This window comes from Agromyces sp. NPDC029043 (assembly GCF_055564615.1).
The window spans coordinates 1-19,966 of the sequence record NZ_JBVHVX010000022.1; the positions used below are offsets into that span (position 1 = coordinate 1).

Here is a 19,966-nt window from a genome sequence, read left to right on the forward strand (position 1 = left end):
AGAGGGGGGGGGGAACCGCGGAACAACCCAACACCCCCACCGAGGAAAAAACAAAAAGAAAAAAACAACAAAAAAGAAGCAGAGACAAACACCTGGGGGCTCCCCCCCTCGACTCAGGTGAGAGGACGGATCAGGCGTTGGCGGCCTTGTACTCACGACGACGACGATGCAGGATCGGCTCGGTGTAGCCGCTGGGCTGCTTGGCGCCCTCGAGGATCAGCTCCTTGGCCGCCTGGAAGGCGATGTTGGAGTCGAAGTCGGGTGCCATCGGCGAGTACGTCGGATCGCCGGCGTTCTGCCGGTCGACGACCGGCGCCATCCGCTCGAGAGCGGCGACGATGTCAGCCTCGCTGATGATGCCGTGGTGCAGCCAGTTGGCGAGCAGCTGGCTCGAGATCCGGAGCGTCGCACGATCTTCCATGAGGGCGATGTCGTGGATGTCGGGCACCTTGGAACAGCCGACGCCCTGATCGATCCAGCGGACCACATAGCCCAGGATCGACTGGCAGTTGTTGTCGAGCTCTTCCTTCTTCTCCTCGTCGGACCAGTCGGTCTTCGGGGCGAGGGGGATCGTCAGGATGTCGTCGACCGATGCAGGATCGCGCTTGGCGATCTCGTCCTGCCGCTCGAACACATCGACGAGGTGATAGTGCATGGCGTGCAGGGTGGCACCGGTGGGCGAGGGCACCCAGGCGGTGGTGGCACCGGCCAGCGGCTGGCCGATCTTCTGCTCGACCATGTCGGCCATGAGATCGGTCATCGCCCACATGCCCTTGCCGATCTGCGCCTTGTGCTGCAGACCCGCGGCCAGCCCGGTGTCGACGTTGAAGTCCTCGTAGGCGGAGATCCACTTCTGCTTCTTCATCTCGCCCTTGCGGATCATCGCGCCGGCCTGCATCGAGGTGTGGATCTCGTCGCCGGTGCGGTCGAGGAAACCGGTGTTGATGAACACGACGCGGGCCTCGGCGGCCTGGATGGCGGCCTTCAGGTTCACCGTGGTGCGGCGCTCCTCATCCATGATGCCGACCTTGAGGGTGTTCTCCGGCAGACCGAGGACCTGCTCGACCCGGCCGAACAGCTCGACGGTGAACGCGACCTCGTCGGGGCCGTGCATCTTGGGCTTCACGATGTAGATCGAGCCGGTGCGCGAGTTCGCGAGACCGGACTCACCGCCGGACAGACCATGGATGCCGATCAGCGAGGTGAACAGTCCGTCGAGGATGCCCTCGGGAACCTCGTTGCCCTCGGCGTCGAGAATGGCGTCGTTGGTCATCAGGTGACCGACGTTGCGGACGAACAGCAGCGAGCGGCCATGCAGATCGAAGCCCGTGCCGTCGGGTGCGGTGTACTCGCGGTTGCCGTTGAGGACGCGGGTGAAGCTCTTGCCGCCCTTGCTGACCTCCTCGGCGAGATCGCCGCGGTTGAGGCCGAGCCAGTTGCGGTAGCCGACGACCTTGTCGTCGGCGTCGACGGCGGCGACCGAGTCCTCGAAGTCCATGATCGTGGTGATCGCGGACTCCATGACGACGTCCTTGATGCCGGCCGGATCGGTGGAGCCGATCGGGGAGGACGGGTCGATCTCGATGTCGAGGTACAGACCGTTGTGGCGCAACAGGATCGACGACGGCGTGCCCGGCTCACCGCGGTAGCCGGCGAATGCCGACGGATCGGCCAGAGTCGACGTCGTGCCGTCGCCCAGGGTCACCTGGACCGAACCTTCGGCAACGGTGAACTTCGCGACATCGGTGTAGCTGCACTGCTCGAGCGGGACGGCCTTGTCGAGGAAGTCCTTGGCGTAGGCGATGACCTTGTCGCCGCGAACCTTGTTGTAGCCCTTGCCCTTCTCCGCGCCGTCGGCCTCGGGGATGACGTCGGTGCCGTACAGCGCGTCGTAGAGCGAACCCCAGCGGGCGTTGGCGGCGTTCAGCGCGAATCGCGCATTGAGGATCGGCACGACGAGCTGCGGGCCGGCGGTGTCGGCGATCTCGCGGTCGACATTGGCGGTGGAGATCTGGAAGTCCGCGGGGACGTCGACGAGGTAGCCGATCTCCTGCAGGAAGGACTTGTACGCGTCGAAGTCGAGCTCGCCCGGTGCGGCCGGGTGATTGAGATGCCAGGCGTCGATCTTGGCCTGCAGATCATCGCGGATGGCCAGCAGTTCGCGGTTGCGCGGAGCGAGGTCATTGATGACCGCGGCGGCACCCGCCCAGAAGGCATCCTGATCTACGCCGGTCCCGGGCAGTGCCTCGTTGTTGATGAAGTCATACAGGACGGGAGCGACCTGTAGGCCGTGGACGGAGATCCGGTCGGACATGTCTGCCTTTCTATCGTCGGCGCAGCGCAGCGTCGCGCGCGCCCGGCGGGGACGAGGACGGATGATTGACGCGTCCATCCTACTCGGCGGTAATCGCCCTCCGCGCCCGGCGTCCTGGACAGTCCCGGGCGTCTCGGTTCATCGCCCTCGTCGCCGTGTAGACGGATGCGACGCAGGTCACGGCCCCGAGGTGGCCGCAGTTCCGTCAGTTCTCGTCGATCGTCGCGAGCAGGTGCGCGCAGTGTGCACCGATGCGTGCGCGTAGGACGGCGCCGGCATCGGCGATCTCGGTCTGTCGGCGTACGTACTCGGCTCGGCCGGTGGGCGTCTCGATGGGTACCGGCTGATACCCGTGATCGCGGAGGTCGTACGGGCTCGCGCACATGTCGAGTTCGCGGGCCCGTAGAGCCAGGGCGAACGCGTCGAGTGTCAGCTCGGCGGGCAGGAGCGGCTGCAGGGTGAAGCAGGTCCGGTAGAGGTCCATCGTCGCGTGCAGGCAGCCGGGTTGTTCGTGATCGAGCTGATCGGCCCGGGTCAGTTCCTGGTCGTTGCGTGGGCGCGCCGACGGCGTGAAGAACCGAAACGCGTCGAAATGGGTGCAGCGCAACGGCATCGACTCGACGACCCGGTCGGTGCCGGCGGCACCGAGGCGCAGCGGAATGTCATGGCGCGGGGCGTCGTCGCGATACACCATCGCCCACTCGTGCAGGCCGAAGCAGCCGAGGCGTCGGGGCCGGGCGGCGGTGGCGGCCAGCAACGCCGACGCCGCGCGCAGGTGCGTGCGCCGTCCGAGGAGAAACGCGTCGTCGACGGTGACGCCGATCGTCGACCCGATCGTCGTCTGCCGGTATCCGCGGCCGACGAGGAGCTCGCTGGTCGCGGTGCGTGCGGTCCGGTCGTCGTCGGAGGTGATCAGCACGACGCCGTGGCCGGGATGCCAGCGCCGGATATGCGCGGGCCGCGACGCGTAGTAGGTGAACAGGAAGTCGATCACCGGATGCTTCTCGCCGCGGCGTCGGCCGCGCAGGTAATCGCCGACGAGATCATCGACGCGCCGCGCATGGCGGTCACGGCGGGCGAGCCACGTCGCGGTGTCCAGTACGGCGGGGCCGTCGAGGGCGATGGCGGACATGGTCATACCCGATGCGTCTCGTCGCGAACGGTGCCGACGAACTCCTCGACGAGATCGGCGAGCGCGACGATGCCGATGGTGCGGCCCGTATCGTCGACCACCGCGCCGAGGTGAGAGCTGGTGCGGCGCAACGCGGTGGTGGCCTCATCGAGCGGCGTCGTCGACGCGATCACCGGCAGCGGCCGGATCTTGTCGATCCCGATGATGGTGTGCGGGCCGACATGCGGATCCAGGATGTCGTCGAGGATGTCCTTGAGATGCAGATACCCGGTGAACGTGCCGTCGGGGCCACGCACGGGGAACCGGGAGAATCCCGTCGTGCTGACCGCCTCCTCGAGCGCGCCGAGCGTGGGTCCGGTGCCACCGGTCTCCGGATCGCGTTCGACACCGACGCTGCGCATCTGATCCAGCGGGATCATCACCTCGACGACCTGCCTGCTCACCGACTTCAGGGCGCGCGTGAGACGTTCGTGCTCCTCGGCGTCGATCAATCCCTCCTGCTTGGACTCGCCGAGCATCTGGGCGAGTTCGCCGGGGGAGACCGTCGCGTCGAGCTCGTCCTTGGGCTCGACCCGCATGGCCCGCAGCGAGATGTTCGCGAGCCAGTTGTAGAAGGCGATCAGTGGCCGTGCCAGTCGGATGAAGACGAGATGGATGGGCACCAGCAGCATGGCGGCGCTCTCCGGTCCGGCGAGGGCGATGTTCTTCGGGACCATCTCGCCCAGCAGGATGTGCAGCACCACGACGAGTGCCAGCGCGATCGTGAAGGCGATCGGATGCAGGAGGGCGTCGGGTATGTGCAGCAGATGGAGCGGTTTCTCGATCAGATGCGCGACGGCGGGTTCGGCGACCCGGCCGAGCAGGATCGAGCAGATGGTGATGCCGAGCTGTGCGCCCGCCAGCATCAGCGACAGGCGCTCGCCTGCCCGGATCACCGTGCGGGCGCGCTTCTTGCCGTCCTCCTCGAGCGCCTCGAGACGGTCGCGGCGCGTGGAGATGAGCGAGAACTCTGAACCGACGAAGAAGGCGTTGCCGGCCAGCAGCAGCACCGCGAGAAGCATGGCGCCGACGTCACCCATCGGCGGGCTCCCCGGCGTCGGCTGTGTCGGGGTCGGGTGTCTCGGCGTGATCAGGCGTCTCGGTGTGATCGACGGGTCGCAGGGCGACGACGTCGACGCGGCGTCCATCCATCTGCATCACCGTCGCCCGCCAGTTCTTCTCGATGCCGGGCATGTCGGGCAGTTCCTCGTCGTCGTCCTCGACGACGGCGGATCGGTTGGGCAGCTCGACGCTGTCCCCGACAGCGGGTATCACCCCGAGCTCGAACATGACGAGGCCGCCGAGGGTGTCGTAGGAGCCCTCGGGGGCGCGGTAGCCGGTGGCGTCGAAGAGTTCGTCGAGACGCAGGAGTCCGGCGCACAGGAAGCCGTCGCCGTCGGGTTGCACGTCGGCACGCTCGTGATCGTGCTCGTCGGTCACGTCGCCGACGATCTCCTCGATGACGTCCTCGGAGGTGACGATGCCCGCCGCACCTCCGTATTCGTCGATGACCATGCACACCTCCATGCCGTGGGCACGGATGCGCATGGCGAGGGCATCGCCGTCGAGGCTGGCCGGCACCCGCGGTACCGGGCGGGCGAGTTCGGCGAGGCGGGTCGTCGAGAGGCGGTCGGGTGCGACGGTGAAGGCCTGCTTGATGTGGACGACGCCGAGGAGATCGTCGAGGTCGCCGTCGTTGACGATGGGGAAGCGGGAGTGACCGGTCTCCGACGCGGCGATCACCAGATCACGCACCGAGTCCTCGGCGTCGAGACAGTCCACCTTGACGCGCGGCGTCATGAGGTCCTCGGCGGAGAGCTCACCGAATTTCAGCGATCGGTCGACCAGGGCGGCGGTGTCCTCGTCGATGGACCCCCGCCGCGCCGAATTGCGGACGAGGGAGACGAGCTCCTGCGGCGACCGAGCCGACCGCAGCTCTTCCGCGGGCTCGATGCCCAGGCGCCGGACAATCCAGTTGGCGGTTCCGTTGAGTCCGTTGATCGCCCACCGGAACACGGCCGAGAAGATGGTCATCGGCCCGGCGGTGGCCCGCGCGACCGCCAGCGGCTTGGCGATGGCGAGGTTCTTGGGAATCAGCTCGCCGAGCACCATCGACAGTGACGTGGCGATGATCAGGGCCAACGCCAGCGAGAGCCCACTCGAGAGTGACTCGCTCAGGCCGAGTGCGGTGAAGGCGGGATCCAGAATCCGGGCGAGGACCGGCTCGGCGATGTAGCCGGTGATCAGGGTGGTGATCGTGATCCCGAGCTGCGCGCCGGAGAGCTGGAAGGACAGTGTGCGATGGGCTTTGCGGACGAGCCGCGACCGCCGGTCGCCTCGTGTGGCGACATCGTCCTCGACGGTCGATCGTTCCAGCGCAGTCAGCGAGAACTCTGAGGCGACGAACAGCGCGGTCCCGAGGGTCAGCGCGACGAATCCGACAAGACTGGCGATGTAGAGGATGATCTCCACCGTCACCACCCACGCGGCAGGGGACGCCCTTCGGCGAAACCTGCCGGCGACTGGATGCCGAGGACCACTCTGTCGTGGAGTTCGGCGAGGGTACGGGCCCCCGTGTAGGTGGCCGTGCTGCGCAGGCCCGAGCAGATCTGGTCGATGAGATCCTCGACGCTGGGGCGCTCTGGGTCGACGCGGATGCGCGAACTCGAGATCCCTTCCTCGAAGAGGGCCTTGCGGGCCCGGTCGTAGGCGCCGTCACCGGCGGACCGGGCGGCGACGGCACGCTTGGATGCCATCCCGTAGCCGACCTTGAACTCGCCGTCGGCGTCGCGTCGTAACTCGCCGGGCGACTCGTAGGTTCCGGCGAACCACGACCCGATCATCACATTCGACGCCCCGGCCGCGATGGCGAGGGCGACATCACGTGGATGTCGGACGCCGCCGTCGGCCCACACGTGAGCGCCGTGTTGCCGTGCGACAGAAGCACATTCGGCGACTGCCGAGAACTGCGGACGACCCACACCGGTCATCATGCGGGTGGTGCACATCGCGCCGGGGCCGACCCCGACCTTGATGATCGACGCGCCGGCCGCGACGAGATCGAGGGTGCCCTCGGCGGAGACGACGTTGCCCGCGGCGATCGGTACGCCGAGATCCGCATCGGCCACCGACCGCAGCGCGGTCAGCATCTTCTGCTGATGACCGTGGGCGGTGTCGATGACGAGCAGATCCGCACCGGCCGCCACCAGTGCGGCGGCCTTGCCGACGACATCGCCGTTGATCCCGACCGCCGCGGCGATCCGCAGCGCGCCGGAGGCGTCGGTGTTGGGGCGATAGATGCCGTGGCGGATGGCGCCCAGTGTCGTCAGGACACCCGCGAGCCGGCCGCTGTCATCGGTGAGGACGGCGAGGCCGACGTGTCCGTCGGACAGCGCGTCGAACACCTTGCGCGGGTCGGTGTCGACCGGCAACGTCAGGACATCGGGATCGAGGACGTCACGCACGCGTGTGAACCGGTCGACGTCCTGGCAGCGGCTCTCGGTGACGAGACCGATCGGTCGTCGGTGATCGTCGATGACGACTGCGGCGCCATGTGCGCGCTTGGGTAACAGCCCGAGCGCATCGGAGACCGAATCCTCGGGTCCGAGGGTGACCGGCGTGTCCGCGATGAGGTGCCGCGACTTGACGAACGAGATCGAATCGGTGGCCGCCGCGATCGGCAGATCCTGCGGCAGCACCACCAAACCCCCACGCCGGGCGACGGTTTCGGACATCCGCTTACCGGCGACGGCGGTCATGTTGGCGACGACGACGGGGATCGTCGTGCCGCTGCCGTCGTCGGTCGAGATGTCGACGTCGAAACGCGAGGTGACATCCGACCTGTTCGGCACGATGAACAGGTCGTCGTAGGTCAGGTCGTGCGTCGGATGGTGGCCCTCGATGAATCGCACGGGCTGCTGATCACTCCTCGATCTCGGTGCGGTCCCCGCTCCACAGCGTGTGGAAGGTGCCGGGCTTGTCGACGCGCTGGTAGGTATGCGCGCCGAAGTAGTCACGCAGACCCTGGGTCAGCGCCGCCGGCAGACGCTCGGCACGCAGACCGTCGTAGTACGACAGCGACGACGCGAACGCCGGGACCGGGATGCCGAGCAGCGTCGCGGTCGCGACGACGCGGCGCCAGCTGTCGATGCCGGCCTCCACGGCCTCACGGAAGTACGGTGCGAGCAGGAGGCTGGGCAGCGTCGGGTCGTCGGCGTAGGCCTCGCGAATGCGGTTGAGGAACTGCGCACGGATGATGCATCCGCCGCGCCAGATGGTGGCCAGCGAACCACGATCGACATCCCAGCCGTATTCGGCACTGCCTGCGGCGATCTGATCGAAGCCCTGGGCGTAGGCGACGACCTTGGACGCGTAGAGCGCGGTCTTGACGTCCTCCACGAAGGCGTCGCGGTCGGTGGGCGCATCGCCCAGCGAACCGGAGGCCAGGCCGTGGGCGGCGGCGCGCTGTGCGGTGGAGCTCGACAGCGCGCGGGCGAAGACCGCCTCGGCGATACCGGTGGTGGGGATGCCGAGATCCAGTGCGGACTTCACCGTCCAGCGGCCGGTGCCCTTCTGACCCGCCTCGTCGACGATGACGTCGACGAGCGGCTTGCCGGTCTCGGCGTCGACCTGGCTCAGGACCTCGGCGGTGATCTCGATCAGGTAGCTCTCGAGTTCGGTGGTGTTCCACTGGCGGAACACCTCGGCGATGTCGGCGACGGGCAGGTCGAGCGCCTGGCGGAGCAGGTCGTAGGCCTCGCCGATGAGCTGCATGTCGGCGTACTCGATGCCGTTGTGCACCATCTTCACGAAGTGGCCGGAGCCATCGGGTCCGATGTGGGTGCAGCAGGGCTCGCCGTCGACGTGGGCGGAGATCGACTCGAGGAGGGGGCCGAGCGACTTGTAGGACTCGGCGGGGCCGCCGGGCATGATCGACGGCCCGTTGAGCGCGCCCTCCTCGCCGCCGGAGATGCCGGCGCCGACGAAGTGCAGACCGCGTTCGGCGAGCGCCGATTCGCGGCGGATGGTGTCGGTGTAGAGGGCGTTGCCGCCGTCGATGATGATGTCGCCGGGTTCCATTGCGTCGGCCAGCTCGTTGATGACCGCGTCGGTGGCCTCGCCGGCCTTGACCATGATCAGCACGCGCCGCGGACGTTCCAGCGCGGCGACGAACTCGTCCATCGTCTCCGTGCGGATGAATTGTCCGTCGCCGCCGTGCTCGGCCAACAGCGCATCGGTCTTGGCGATGCTGCGATTGTGCAGGGCGACGGTGTATCCGTGCCGGGCGAAGTTGCGGGCGATGTTGGAGCCCATCACGGCGAGGCCGGTGACCCCGATCTGTGCGGTGGAACCTGAGGAGTTCGTCATGCTTCTCACCCTATGGGTTGCGGGTCTGCGACGAGAACCCCGGAGCGTTTTCCGAGACCATCCGGCGGGTCAGTGACCGGAGAAAAGCCGATGCAGCTCGGTCAGCCACGGAATCGCCACGGCGAGCGTGGGAATCACCAGGATCGCGGCGGCGGCCAGATAGGCCACCGGGGCAACCCACGCGGGCGCGTGCCCGTCGCGCAGGCGCTGCACGCGGACCAGGGTGGTGGGACCGCCGACGGCCAGGGCACCGCGCGGGGCGACGGCGTCGGCGCACGCGACGAGAGCGCGGCCCAGGGTGGTGGGGGTCGTCGCGCGGACCGCGTGGTCGTCGGCGAGCGCCTCGACCAGCAACTCCACGGCACCCAGTGCGGAACTACTCCGCACGAACCTCGGGAATGCCTCGTGCAGCGCGATGAACGCCTCGAGGACGAGATCGTGACGTGCTCGCAGGTGCGCGCGCTCGTGGGCGAGGACGGCACGCAGTTCGTCGCGTGAGAGTCGGGTGACGACACCTTCGCTGACGACGACACGCTGACGGATCCCGGGCAGGCAGTAGGCGAGCGGTTGCTCGACGTCGATCATCCGCACATCGGGCCCGAAGAGCGCCGTGTCGTGATGATCGCAGCGATCGAGGATGTCGATGAGCTGACGGTGCGTCGAGCGGCGTGCACGGGTTCGGACGCCGACCCGGATCACGGTGAAGAACAGCCGCGCGCCGATGACGAGGGTCAGGGCGAAGACGGCCACGCAGATCATCCACAACGGCCAACCCATGCGGTCGATCTCGTCGATCGGGTGGGTCGTCGGGGTTCCGTCCGGACCGGGCGCGAGGAGATTCGACGCGATCGCCAGTCCACAGCTGAATGCCGAGAGGACAGCCGCCAGGGTGATCGCCTGCCACAGCGTCATCGCGGCGCGTGGGCAGCGGATCGGCCAGCGTGCGCGAGACAGTGCCTCGGGTGCCGGCCCCACCAACACCAACGTCACGATGCCAAAGAGCAACGCGGTCATCGGGTCATCCTCGGGGCTGTGTGGACGGGGGACGTGATGCGGTGCGAATCTACCGGTTGTCGGCGGCTCCGCGGGCTGCTTCGAGTGCATCGAGTGCATTGCGCAGGGCGGCGGCCTCGTCGGCCCCGACGCGTCCGACGAACGAGACCAGCGCCGCGTGGCGTGATCCAGGAGCGTCGGCTTCGCTGAGGGCGTCGACCATCAGGCTCGCGACGAGATCCTCACGAGGGTGTGTGGGGACGTACTTGTGTGCTCTGTCGTCGCGGATCTGAGTGACGAGATTCTTCTTGGCGAGACGCTGCAGGACGGTCATCACTGTGGTGTAGGCCAGTGAGCGGGTGCGCGACAGCGTCGCATGCACCTGACGGACGGTCTGGGGCTCCGGGCTTTCCCAGAGACTGTCCATCACCGCGCGTTCGAGGTCGCCCAAGCCATTCATCTTTCGCATTTTACTGCTGTTCCTCCTGCTCGCGAATCACTGGTCGCCGGCCGGGGCGCGACGGTGTCGAGAAAGTTCTTTTATCGGTTCTGACCTGGTATCTCATCGGTGGGGCCGGGTCGTCGGAGTGGTGTCGACGATTCGGCGCTTGACACGTTTGTAAGGGTAGCCTACATTAAGTCTTACGTCGGACCGAGCGAGAGTCCTGAGGGCTGCAGAGACCCCCGGTCCACGCCACGAAAGGCCCCACATCCCCAACGGGATGTGGGGCCTTTCGGTTCCCATGGGCCGCGTGCCGCGCGTTGCGGGCCTCGGAATGCGCTCGTGGTGGTGACCGTGAAACGCTGTCAGGCATGAGCGATTCGGTCAGCAACAGTGAGCGCATGAAATCGTCGGCCCGGCTCGGTCTCGATCACGAGCTCGGGTTGGAGGTGATCGACGTGACCATCGACGGGATGGTCGCGACCATGGACATCACGCCCCGACATCACCAGCCGTTCGGAATCGTGCACGGCGGCGTCTACTGCGCCATCGCCGAGAGTGTGGGCAGCATGAGCGGGTTCTACTGGTTGCAGGAAACCGGGCTCGGCGGTCATGCCGTCGGCGTCAACAACAACACCGACTTTCTCCGGTCCATCGGTTCGGGCACCGTCACCGCGCGGTCGACGCCGATCCACCGGGGGCGACGTCAGCAGTTGTGGTTGATCGAGATGACCGACGACGACGGTCGACTCGTCGCGCGCACCCAGCTGCGGTTGCAGAACATCGAACCGGCCGTCGACGCCGGCGAGTGATCCGATGACCTCTGCCAAATTCAATCCGAGCGTGCGAGCCGCTATCGAGGAGATCCTCGGAGCCGTCGACGGCGATCTCGCAGCGGGATATCCGGGCGATCGCAGTGCGCCGCAGCCGGTGCACACCGTCTATGTCGGTGCCGCCGACGTCACCGTCGACACCCCGCGTCTCTGGGGTGAGCAGGCCGCCGCGATCGCCGATGCCCATGGAGCAGTGCTGCTCGATCTCGCCGACGGTGACGAGGCGACCGTCGACATCGCCACCGGCCGCCTGGCCACCGACCCGATCGAGGATCTCCGCATCGATCTCGAGGACGGATACGGGTGGCGCCTCGACACCGTCGAGGACGCCCACGCCCGCGCAGCCGGTCAGGTCCTGAGCCAGTGGGCGGCGCGCCGCGGCATCGCCGACGCACACCCACTGCCGCCCCGGATCGCAGGCGTCCGTGCCAAGGGGCTGGGCGCCGCCGAACGTCCGCGGGGGCTGCGCACCCTGGAGTTGGTCCTCGACGGCGCCGGCGGTGTTCCCGACGGATTCGTGTTCACCGTGCCGAAACTCCGTGACGTCCGCCAGGTCGACGCCGTGAATCTCCTGTGCGCCGAGTTTGAGCGCGTCCACGGACTCGCCGAGGGTGCGCTCAACTATGAGCTGCAGATCGAGATCCCGCAGGCGGTACTCGGTGCCGACGGGACCGCCACGCTCGCGCGAGCGATCCACCGCGGGGTGCCGCGTCTCGTCGGATTGCATTACGGCACATACGATTACAGTGCGGCCTGCGGGATCGTCTCGGCGCAGCAATCGCTGGCACATCCGGTGGCCGATCACGCCAAGGCGGTCATGCAGGCCGCGGCGGCGCAGACCGGGGTGTGGATCAGTGACGGTTCCACGCAGGTCATGCCGACCGGATCCCCGGAGCAGGTCGAGAGTGCGCTGCGTCGTCACCACGCCCTGGTGACGCGTTCACTCGAACGCGGCATCTATCAGGGATGGGACATGCATCCCGGTCACCTCGTCACCCGACGCCTCGCCGTGGCCGGGTTCTTCCGCTCCGCCATGCCGGTGGCGGCCGGACGATTGCAGGCCTACTTCGACCGGCAACCCGATTCCCCGTCGCTGGGCTCGCCCGGATCCGGCGACGTCGTCGACGAGCCGGCGACCGCGATGTCGTTGGCCGCGGTCGTCGGCCGGGGCGCAGCTGCCGGTGCGTTCACCGCCGCGGAGGTCACCGCGGTGGCGCCGTCCTGCACACCGGAGCGCCTGGCGGCGTTGCGGGCCTCCGGCGGCGCGCTGGGGGCCGCCGACTGAGGTCGCCGATCGCCACGACGGTTGGCGCGCCACCGGTGACGAGGCGTGGCAGGATGACAGCACAATGACGTCGATCCGGGGCTGTCCCGACCCGGGAGGAGTGTTATCCGGTGCGTCTGTCACCCCATGAGCAGGAACGGTTGCTGATCTCCTATGCGGCAGAACTCGCGCGGCGCCGGCAGGCCAGGGGGCTGTTACTCAATCATCCCGAAGCCGTCGCGGTGATCACCGATCACGTCCTCGAGGGCGCGCGGGACGGTCGCTCGGTCATCGAGCTGATGGCCTCGGGCAGAGAGGTTCTCGGCCGCGACGAGGTCATGGAGGGCGTACCCGAGATGCTGCACGACGTTCAGGTCGAGGCCACCTTTCCCGACGGCACCAAACTCGTCACCGTCCACAATCCGATCGACTGAAGGCAGGTGGAGATGGCCGAGCGCGCCGGATCGGGCCTCATTCCCGGTGAGGTGATCCCCGCCGAGGGGGAGATCGAACTCAACGCGGCCTCCGACGCGGTGGAACTCGTCGTCGTCAATCGAGGTGACCGTCCGGTCCAGGTCGGATCGCATGTCCATTTCCCGCAGTCCAACGCTGCCCTCGACTTCGATCGCGATGCCGCCCGCGGCCGCCGCCTCGACATCCCCGCGGGCACCGCGGTGCGCTTCGAACCGGGCATAGAGATGACCGTGAACCTGGTGAAACTGGGCGGATCGCGTGAGGTGTACGGCATCTCCCTCGATGCGCCGGGAAGGATCGACTGATGGCCCGGCTCGGACGCGACCGATATGCGCAACTGTTCGGACCGACCGTCGGCGACCGGATTCGCCTCGCCGACACCCGCCTGCTCATCGAGGTCACCGAGGATCGCAGTGGCGGCCCGGGCCGCGCCGGCGACGAAGCCGTCTTCGGCGGCGGCAAGGTCATCCGGGAGTCGATGGGGCAGAGTCGGGCGAGCCGCGCCGACGGCGCACCCGATACCGTCATCACGGGCGTGGTGATCCTCGATCACTGGGGAATCATCAAGGCGGACCTGGGTATTCGAGACGGCCGGATCGTCGCGATGGGTAAGGCCGGCAACCCGGACACGATGGACGGGGTTCATCCCGACCTGGTGATCGGGCCGTCGACGGAGATCATCGCGGGCAACGGCAAGATCGTCACCGCCGGCGGCATCGACTGTCACGTCCACTTCATCTGCCCGCAGATCCTCGACGAGGCGATCGGCAACGGCATCACCACCATGATCGGCGGCGGCACGGGACCGGCCGAAGGAAGCAAGGCCACCACGGTGACGCCGGGTGCCTGGCATCTCGCGTCGATGCTCGTCGCGACCGATCACTGGCCGATGAACATCGCGCTCCTCGGCAAGGGGAACACCGTCGGCGAGGCGGCGATGCGGGAGCAGATCCTCGCCGGCGCCTCGGGTTTCAAGCTCCATGAGGACTGGGGGAGCACCCCCGCGGCCATCGACGCCTGCCTGCGGGTCGCCGACGAGACGGGTGTGCAGGTCGCCCTACACTCGGACACGCTCAACGAGGCGGGTTTCGTCGAGGAGACGCTCGGTGCCATCGCCGGTCGCGGTATCCACGCCTATCACACCGAAGGCGCCGGCGGCGGCCACGCCCCGGACATCATCACCGTCGCGTCCTACGCCAACGTGTTGCCCAGTTCCACCAACCCGACCCGGCCGCACACCACCAACACCCTCAGCGAGCACCTCGACATGCTGATGGTGTGTCATCATCTGAATCCGACGGTGCCGGAGGATCTTGCCTTCGCGGAGAGCCGGATTCGGCCCTCGACCATCGCGGCCGAGGATCTCCTGCACGATCTCGGCGCGATCTCCATGATCGGTTCGGATGCGCAGGCGATGGGCCGGATCGGTGAGGTCGTCCTGCGGACCTGGCAGACCGCGCACGTCATGAAGCTCAAGCGCGGCGCGCTCGAGGGCGACGGCGCCGCCGACAACAATCGCGCCCAGCGGTATGTCGCCAAGTACACGATCTGCCCCGCGATCGCCCATGGCCTCGACGACGAGATCGGCTCGATCGAGACGGGCAAACTCGCCGACCTCGTGCTCTGGGATCCCGCCTTCTTCGGCGTCCGTCCCGATCTGGTCATCAAGGGTGGCGGAATCGCCTGGGCCGCAATGGGTGACGCCAATGCGTCCATTCCGACGCCGCAGCCGGTCCTGCCGCGACCGATGTTCGGCGGCAGCGGGCGGATGGCGGCGTCGACATCGGTGTCGTTCGTGGCACCGGCCGCGATCGACGACGGGCTGACCGAGCGCCTGGCGCTCGATCGCAGGCTCGTCGCCGTGAAGAACACCCGCTCGGTCGGCAAGGCCGACATGCCCCGCAACGACGCGCAGCCGCGCATCGAGGTCGATCCGGACACATTCACGGTGCGGGTCGACGGTGAGGTCTGGGATGCCGCCCCGGTCGCCGAACTGCCCATGGCCCAACGTTATTTCCTGTTCTAGGCGCCGCATCATGGCCCTTGATCCCCTCCACCCGGCAGGTGCACCGCTGGCGATGATGCTCAGCCTCGCCGACTCGCGGCTACCGGTCGGTGGACACGTGCACTCCGGCGGGGTGGAGCAGGCCATCGCCGACGGCGTGGTCCGCTCGACGACGACCCTGGCCGACTACCTGCACCGCCGACTCACGACGACCGGACTGGTTGCCGCGTCCATCGCCGCCGCCGTGGCCGATGGAGTGCTCGATGTCGCTGCCGCACAACGGGAAACAGATGCTCGCACGCCGTCGGCGGCAGCCCGCAAGGCCTCGCTCGCGCAGGGGCGCGGGATGCTGCGGCTGGCCGGTCGGATGTTTCCCGACGACGACTTCTCCGCCCACCGGCCCACAACCCATCTGCCGGTGATCAGTGGATCGATCGGCCGGGTCAGCGGGCTGTCCGGTTTCCACACCGCACTGGTCCTCGTCTACACGACGGTCAGCGGATCGGCCACGGCCGGTCAGCGGCGGCTCGCCCTCGATCCCGCCGATGTCGCGGTGATGATCGCCGAGTTGGGCACCGATTGTGAGCGGATCGCCGCGCAGGCCGCGGTGGAACTCGCCGACGAGTCCGATCCGATCCTCGACATCTTCGCCGAACGCCATGAACGGCAACCGATGCCGCTGTTCATGTCCTGATCCACCTCTACCCGCCCGACCCGTCCTGCACCCATTCGACAAGGAGTACCCCACCATGCCACCGCATCTGATCGACGGTGAACCCCACGGACATGATCACGGACGTCCCCGCCGGCACCGTGAACCCGGTGAGGCGTTGCGGATCGGAGTCGGTGGTCCGGTGGGTTCGGGCAAGACGGCACTCGTCGCGGCGCTGTGCCGTCAACTGCGTGACGAACTGTCAGTCGCGGTGCTGACCAACGACATCTACACCACCGAGGACGCCGACTTCCTCCGGCGAAACGCGGTGCTGCCCGACGAGCGGATCACCGCGGTGCAGACCGGTGGCTGCCCGCACACCGCCATCCGCGATGACATCACCGCCAACCTCGACGCGATTGACGATCTCGTCGCCGCGAACCCGCCGCTCGATCTCATCCTCGTGGAATCCGGCGGCGACAACCTCACCGCAACCTTCTCGACAGGACTCATCGACGTGCAGATCTTCGTCATCGACGTGGCCGGCGGGGACAAGGTGCCCCGCAAGGGAGGTCCGGGAGTGACGTTCTCGGATCTGTTGGTGATCAACAAGATCGATCTCGCCGAGCGGGTCAACGCCGACCTCGACGTCATGCGCCGCGATGCCGAACGCGTCCGTGAGGGACGTCCGACGGCGATGATCTCGCTGACCGACGATCCCGCCGCCACCGACGTACTCGCTTGGGTGCGTGAGCAACTCGCGGCCGCGGCACACGCGGACGCACACACCGCCGACACCCCCGGGTGATCGATCAGTGCGTACCGAGATCAGCATCGTCGCCGCCCGCGGCCGGACGGTGCGGTACCGCGAGCAGGGTGGGCTGGCGGTCCGGCAGACCGGAGCCACCGGCATCCACCTGATCGGTACCGCAGCGACCCCGCTCGGTGGCGACGAGATCATCATCCGCGTCGTCGTGGCGGAGGGTGCGCGGTTGGATCTGCGGACCGTCGCCGCGACGATCGCGCTTCCCTCGGCGCACTGCCTCGAGTCCAGCACCCGGTGGGAGATCGAGGTCGCGTCGGGCGGCGCGCTGTTCTGTGAACCGGAGCCGATGATCGTCGCAGCCGACGCGGTGCACCACAGTCAGACGTCGGTGTCGCTGGCCGCCGACGCCCGGGTCGTCGTCGCCGAACATGCGCAGCTCGGTCGGCACGCGGAGGTCGGCCGCGGCCGCTGGGCCGGTGGGCTGACTGTCGACGTCGACGACATACCCATGCTGCGGCATCGGATGACACTGGGCGCAACGCCGCGAGCCGCCGGCGAATCATCGGGTACGACACCACGTTTTCGCGCGGTCAGCAGCGTCTTCCGGTACCCCGACGATCGGCCGGACGCCGTCGATCCCGACGCGTACGTGGCCCGGTTGCGGTTGGCGCCGGTCGGTGACACACCCGCATCGCTGACGACGGCCCTCGCCGACGGCACATCGGCAGCACGCCGGTTGTGTGACCGGATGGAGAGCGCGGCACTCGCGCCGGGCTGAGTGCCGCGCCGACCGGTGCTAACTCGCCTCGGCCTCTTTGGCTTTCTTCTCGTCGTCGAGCGCACCGGCGGATTCGGCCTCGACCCGGGGGATCGGGCTGTGCTCGAGCTGACTCAGCGCGCCGATCGCGGTGCGCGCGTAGACCTGCTGCTCGGTGACGGCGAGCTGGGAGCGTCCGCGCGTGCTGAACGCGAAGAACCAGTTGACGATGGTGCTCAGGCGATTTCGGAAGCCGACCAGGTACACGAGGTGCAGCGCCAACCATCCGAGCCAGGCGAAGTAGCCCTCGGTCTCGAACTTCTTCGAGGTGAACGGAAGCGGTACCTGCATCACCGCGCTGAAGCGCGAGATGGTGGCCATCGAACCCTTGTCGAAGTAGCTGAACGGCTTGCGCTGATCGGGCGTCTGTCCCTTGGTGAGCTCCGCCTTGATCGCGTCGGCCGCATACCGGCCGCCCTGAATCGCTCCCTGAGCGACACCGGGCACGCCGTCGACGGCCATCATGTCGCCGACGACGAAGACGTTCGGGTGACCGGGGATCGCCAGATCGGGACCGACCTTCACACGTCCCGCACGATCGAGCTCCACACCTGACTGTTCGGCGAGCTGCTTGCCCAGCGGGCTGGCCTGCACACCGGCCGACCACACCTTGCACTGCGACTCGATGCGTCGGGTGGTGCCGTCCTTCTCCTTGACGGTCAGGCCGTCGTAATCGAGGTCGACGACCATCGCGTTGAGCTGGATCTCCACCCCCATCTTCTCCAGACGGGCGGCGGCCTTGCGGCCGAGCTTCTCCCCGAACGGCCCCAGAACCGCGGGCGCGGCGTCGAGGAGGATGACCCGCGCCTGCGTCGGATCGATGTTGCGGAAGGTGCCCTGGAGCGTCTTGTCGCTCATCTCGGCGATCTGACCGGCGAGTTCGACGCCGGTCGGGCCGGCGCCCACCACGACGAAGGTCAGCAGCCGGGCTCGCTCCTCCGGATCATCGGAGAGCTCGGCCTGCTCGAAGGCGCCGAGGATACGGCCGCGCAGTTCGAGTGCATGGTCGATGGTCTTCATACCGGGCGCGTACTCGGCGAACTGATCGTTGCCGAAGTAGGACTGGTCGGCGCCGGCGGCGATGATCAGCTTGTCGAACGGGGTCTCGGTGACCCGCTCGAGCAGCCGGGAGGTGACCTTGCCGCCGTCGAGGTCGATCGAGAAGACGTCGCCGAGGAGCACCTGGACATTGCGCTGTTTGCGCAGGACGACGCGGGTGGCCGGGGCGATCTCGCCCTCGGAGACGATGCCGGTGGCCACCTGATAGAGCATCGGCTGGAACAGGTGATGGGTGGTACGGGCGATCAGCGTGATATCGACATCGGCCTTACGCAGGCGCTGCGCGGCGAACAGGCCGCCGAAGCCGGAGCCGATGATGACCACATGGGGGCGGTTGGTGCTCATCTGCGTGACATCTCCTGTCGGTTGTTTGTCGCATGATCGGCGACGTGGTCTGGCTGTGGTCCGCGCGATCTGCTCCACCACCGGTAACGGTAGTCAATCATCGTGCTCCGGTCGCGGTGAGATCGGACGAAACCCTCACCCGGCTCGATGTCGGCCACCGCGTGCGCCGAACCCGACGGTCCGTGCCTCCCAGTGTGCACGCAGCAACTCGTACTCGACCTCGGCGAGATCGACGTTGCCGTCCGGGGTACCCGACTCGTTCTCCGGGTAATTCACCGCCACCAGACGCATCCCGATCTTCTCCATCACCCGACGAGACCGGATGTTGGCCGCGGTGGTCGACGCGAAGAGCCGACCGGTGCCCAGATCGTCGAATGCGAGGATCACCAGGGCGGCGGCGGCCTCGGTCGCGAAGCCATTACCCCAGGCGGAGCGGGCCAAGCGGTAGCTCAGTTCGATTTCCGGCCGCGGACTGTGGCGCGGGGTACGCAGCGCCGCCCATCCCAGGAATCGGCCACCCCGACGCTCCGTCGCGATCCACAGTCCACCGCGACCGGTGTTCTCCTGCGTCCTCGCGCGGGGGAGGACCCAATGTTCGACGACGTCGCGCGGCGTCGCCTGACCACCGCTCACATACCGCATCACGGCAGGATCGGCGTCGAGGGCGACGAGGACGTCGATGTCATCGGCACCGGCCGGAACCATCCGCATCCGGGGTGTCTCGATGATCACAGTGACCCCACATCGCTCGTCGGTGGCAAGAACAGCAAGAACATAGCGTCGGCGCTACCTCCCGCACCGGCGTGACCCCCGGGCAGAAGTGTACTCAGCACAGCGCCCGCGCGGCACGGTCGTCGCGTGTCGCAGGTCGGCCGGAGTGTCGCGCCGCTCGCCGGGCTCGACGGCGTCCTCGACGGCGTCCTCGGCGACGCTGTCGGGGTCGGGCGCTAGGGTTCTCCACGTGCACGATCAGACAGCCGAGGACACCATCTCTCCCGCCCCGACCGGGGAGTTGCCCGCCGGGTACCGCCCCGCCGCCGACGGCGGCATCGAGTTCGAGATCTCGTTGCGCTGGGGCGATATGGACATCAACAACCACATCAACAACGTGCAGTTCGCGCGGCTCTTCGAGGAGGGCCGGGTACGTGCGTTCTCGGCGTGGTTCGGCGAGGTGCGTCCGCTGCCGATCCTGGTGGCCCGGCAGGATATCGAGTTCCGTGCGCCGTTGGACTATTCGGTCGAACCGGTCACGATGACCGTCGCAATCACGCGGATCGGCACTTCCTCGTTCACCGTGGGTGCGACGCTGCGCGCGCCGTCGGGCACGCTGACCGCGGTGGCGGCCACCTCGATGGTCGCCGTCGATCCTGCGACGGGCAGGTCGATCCCGATCCCCGACGGCCCCAAGGCCGTCATGCGGCGCTGGCAGGGCACTCGGCCCGCGTTCCACGGCGAGGGCTGATT

Annotated in this window: 19 protein-coding genes; 9 read left to right on the forward strand and 10 right to left on the reverse strand. The window is 67.8% G+C overall.

The annotated features are described in order from the left end of the window. Positions 1-130 precede the first annotated feature (130 nt). From ACZ4TW_RS20445 to ACZ4TW_RS20480, 8 genes are all read right to left on the reverse strand, one after another. A complete protein-coding gene (locus ACZ4TW_RS20445) occupies positions 131-2,314 on the reverse strand; it encodes a malate synthase G (protein WP_465545821.1) in 2,184 nt (727 codons plus the stop codon). A gap of 205 nt (positions 2,315-2,519) precedes the next feature. Next, complete coding sequence (locus ACZ4TW_RS20450) at positions 2,520-3,446, reverse strand: 3-methyladenine DNA glycosylase (RefSeq protein ID WP_465545822.1); 927 nt, start codon at positions 3,444-3,446, stop codon at positions 2,520-2,522. A 2-nt stretch (positions 3,447-3,448) separates the two neighbouring features. Beyond that, entirely contained in the window at positions 3,449-4,525 is a 1,077-nt protein-coding gene (locus tag ACZ4TW_RS20455; protein WP_465545824.1) for a hemolysin family protein, read from the reverse strand. Further along, complete coding sequence (locus ACZ4TW_RS20460) at positions 4,518-5,957, reverse strand: hemolysin family protein (protein WP_465545826.1); 1,440 nt, start codon at positions 5,955-5,957, stop codon at positions 4,518-4,520. Before ACZ4TW_RS20460 ends, ACZ4TW_RS20455 begins: the two co-directional genes overlap by 8 nt. Positions 5,958-5,959: 2 nt before the next feature. Continuing rightward, positions 5,960-7,396 (reverse strand): GMP reductase, encoded by a 1,437-nt coding sequence (gene guaB1, locus ACZ4TW_RS20465; protein WP_465545828.1) that lies wholly within the window; start codon positions 7,394-7,396, stop codon positions 5,960-5,962. 10 nt (positions 7,397-7,406) lie between these two features. Further along, a complete protein-coding gene (gene gndA, locus ACZ4TW_RS20470; protein ID WP_465545830.1) occupies positions 7,407-8,852 on the reverse strand; it encodes an NADP-dependent phosphogluconate dehydrogenase in 1,446 nt (481 codons plus the stop codon). A gap of 69 nt (positions 8,853-8,921) precedes the next feature. Next, complete coding sequence (locus tag ACZ4TW_RS20475; RefSeq protein WP_465545832.1) at positions 8,922-9,866, reverse strand: M56 family metallopeptidase; 945 nt, start codon at positions 9,864-9,866, stop codon at positions 8,922-8,924. Between the two features lie 49 nt (positions 9,867-9,915). Then, complete coding sequence (locus ACZ4TW_RS20480) at positions 9,916-10,305, reverse strand: BlaI/MecI/CopY family transcriptional regulator (protein ID WP_465545834.1); 390 nt, start codon at positions 10,303-10,305, stop codon at positions 9,916-9,918. Positions 10,306-10,658: 353 nt separating this feature from the next. Between ACZ4TW_RS20480 and ACZ4TW_RS20485 the strand changes: the two genes are divergently transcribed. The 8 genes from ACZ4TW_RS20485 to ACZ4TW_RS20520 all read left to right on the forward strand — a co-directional run bounded on the left by ACZ4TW_RS20485 (position 10,659) and on the right by ACZ4TW_RS20520 (position 17,059). Then, complete coding sequence (locus tag ACZ4TW_RS20485) at positions 10,659-11,099, forward strand: PaaI family thioesterase (protein WP_465545836.1); 441 nt, start codon at positions 10,659-10,661, stop codon at positions 11,097-11,099. Positions 11,100-11,130: 31 nt separating this feature from the next. Further along, positions 11,131-12,405: a DUF6986 family protein gene (locus ACZ4TW_RS20490; RefSeq protein WP_465545838.1), complete on the forward strand. Its 1,275-nt coding sequence runs from the start codon at positions 11,131-11,133 to the stop codon at positions 12,403-12,405. Between the two features lie 110 nt (positions 12,406-12,515). Beyond that, entirely contained in the window at positions 12,516-12,818 is a 303-nt protein-coding gene (locus tag ACZ4TW_RS20495; protein WP_465545840.1) for an urease subunit gamma, read from the forward strand. 12 nt (positions 12,819-12,830) lie between these two features. Next, a complete protein-coding gene (locus tag ACZ4TW_RS20500; RefSeq protein WP_465545842.1) occupies positions 12,831-13,163 on the forward strand; it encodes an urease subunit beta in 333 nt (110 codons plus the stop codon). After that, positions 13,163-14,884, forward strand: a complete 1,722-nt coding sequence (locus ACZ4TW_RS20505) for an urease subunit alpha (protein ID WP_465545844.1) — start codon at positions 13,163-13,165, stop codon at positions 14,882-14,884. Before ACZ4TW_RS20500 ends, ACZ4TW_RS20505 begins: the two co-directional genes overlap by 1 nt. Positions 14,885-14,894: 10 nt before the next feature. Beyond that, on the forward strand, positions 14,895-15,557 hold the full coding sequence (locus ACZ4TW_RS20510) for an urease accessory protein UreF (protein WP_465545846.1): 663 nt from the start codon (positions 14,895-14,897) through the stop codon (positions 15,555-15,557). A 55-nt stretch (positions 15,558-15,612) separates the two neighbouring features. Then, positions 15,613-16,323 (forward strand): urease accessory protein UreG, encoded by a 711-nt coding sequence (gene ureG, locus ACZ4TW_RS20515; RefSeq protein ID WP_465545848.1) that lies wholly within the window; start codon positions 15,613-15,615, stop codon positions 16,321-16,323. Positions 16,324-16,330: 7 nt separating this feature from the next. After that, complete coding sequence (locus tag ACZ4TW_RS20520; RefSeq protein WP_465545850.1) at positions 16,331-17,059, forward strand: urease accessory protein UreD; 729 nt, start codon at positions 16,331-16,333, stop codon at positions 17,057-17,059. A gap of 18 nt (positions 17,060-17,077) precedes the next feature. On the opposite strand, the gene ACZ4TW_RS20525 is transcribed toward ACZ4TW_RS20520, so the two are convergent. Further along, the gene (locus ACZ4TW_RS20525; RefSeq protein ID WP_465545852.1) at positions 17,078-18,502 is read right to left on the reverse strand and encodes an NAD(P)/FAD-dependent oxidoreductase; all 1,425 of its coding nucleotides are present in this window, start codon (positions 18,500-18,502) and stop codon (positions 17,078-17,080) included. 135 nt (positions 18,503-18,637) lie between these two features. Next, entirely contained in the window at positions 18,638-19,213 is a 576-nt protein-coding gene (locus ACZ4TW_RS20530; RefSeq protein WP_465545854.1) for a GNAT family N-acetyltransferase, read from the reverse strand. A 250-nt stretch (positions 19,214-19,463) separates the two neighbouring features. Between ACZ4TW_RS20530 and ACZ4TW_RS20535 the strand changes: the two genes are divergently transcribed. Then, a complete protein-coding gene (locus tag ACZ4TW_RS20535; RefSeq protein WP_465545855.1) occupies positions 19,464-19,964 on the forward strand; it encodes an acyl-CoA thioesterase in 501 nt (166 codons plus the stop codon). The last annotated feature ends 2 nt before the right edge of the window (positions 19,965-19,966 follow it).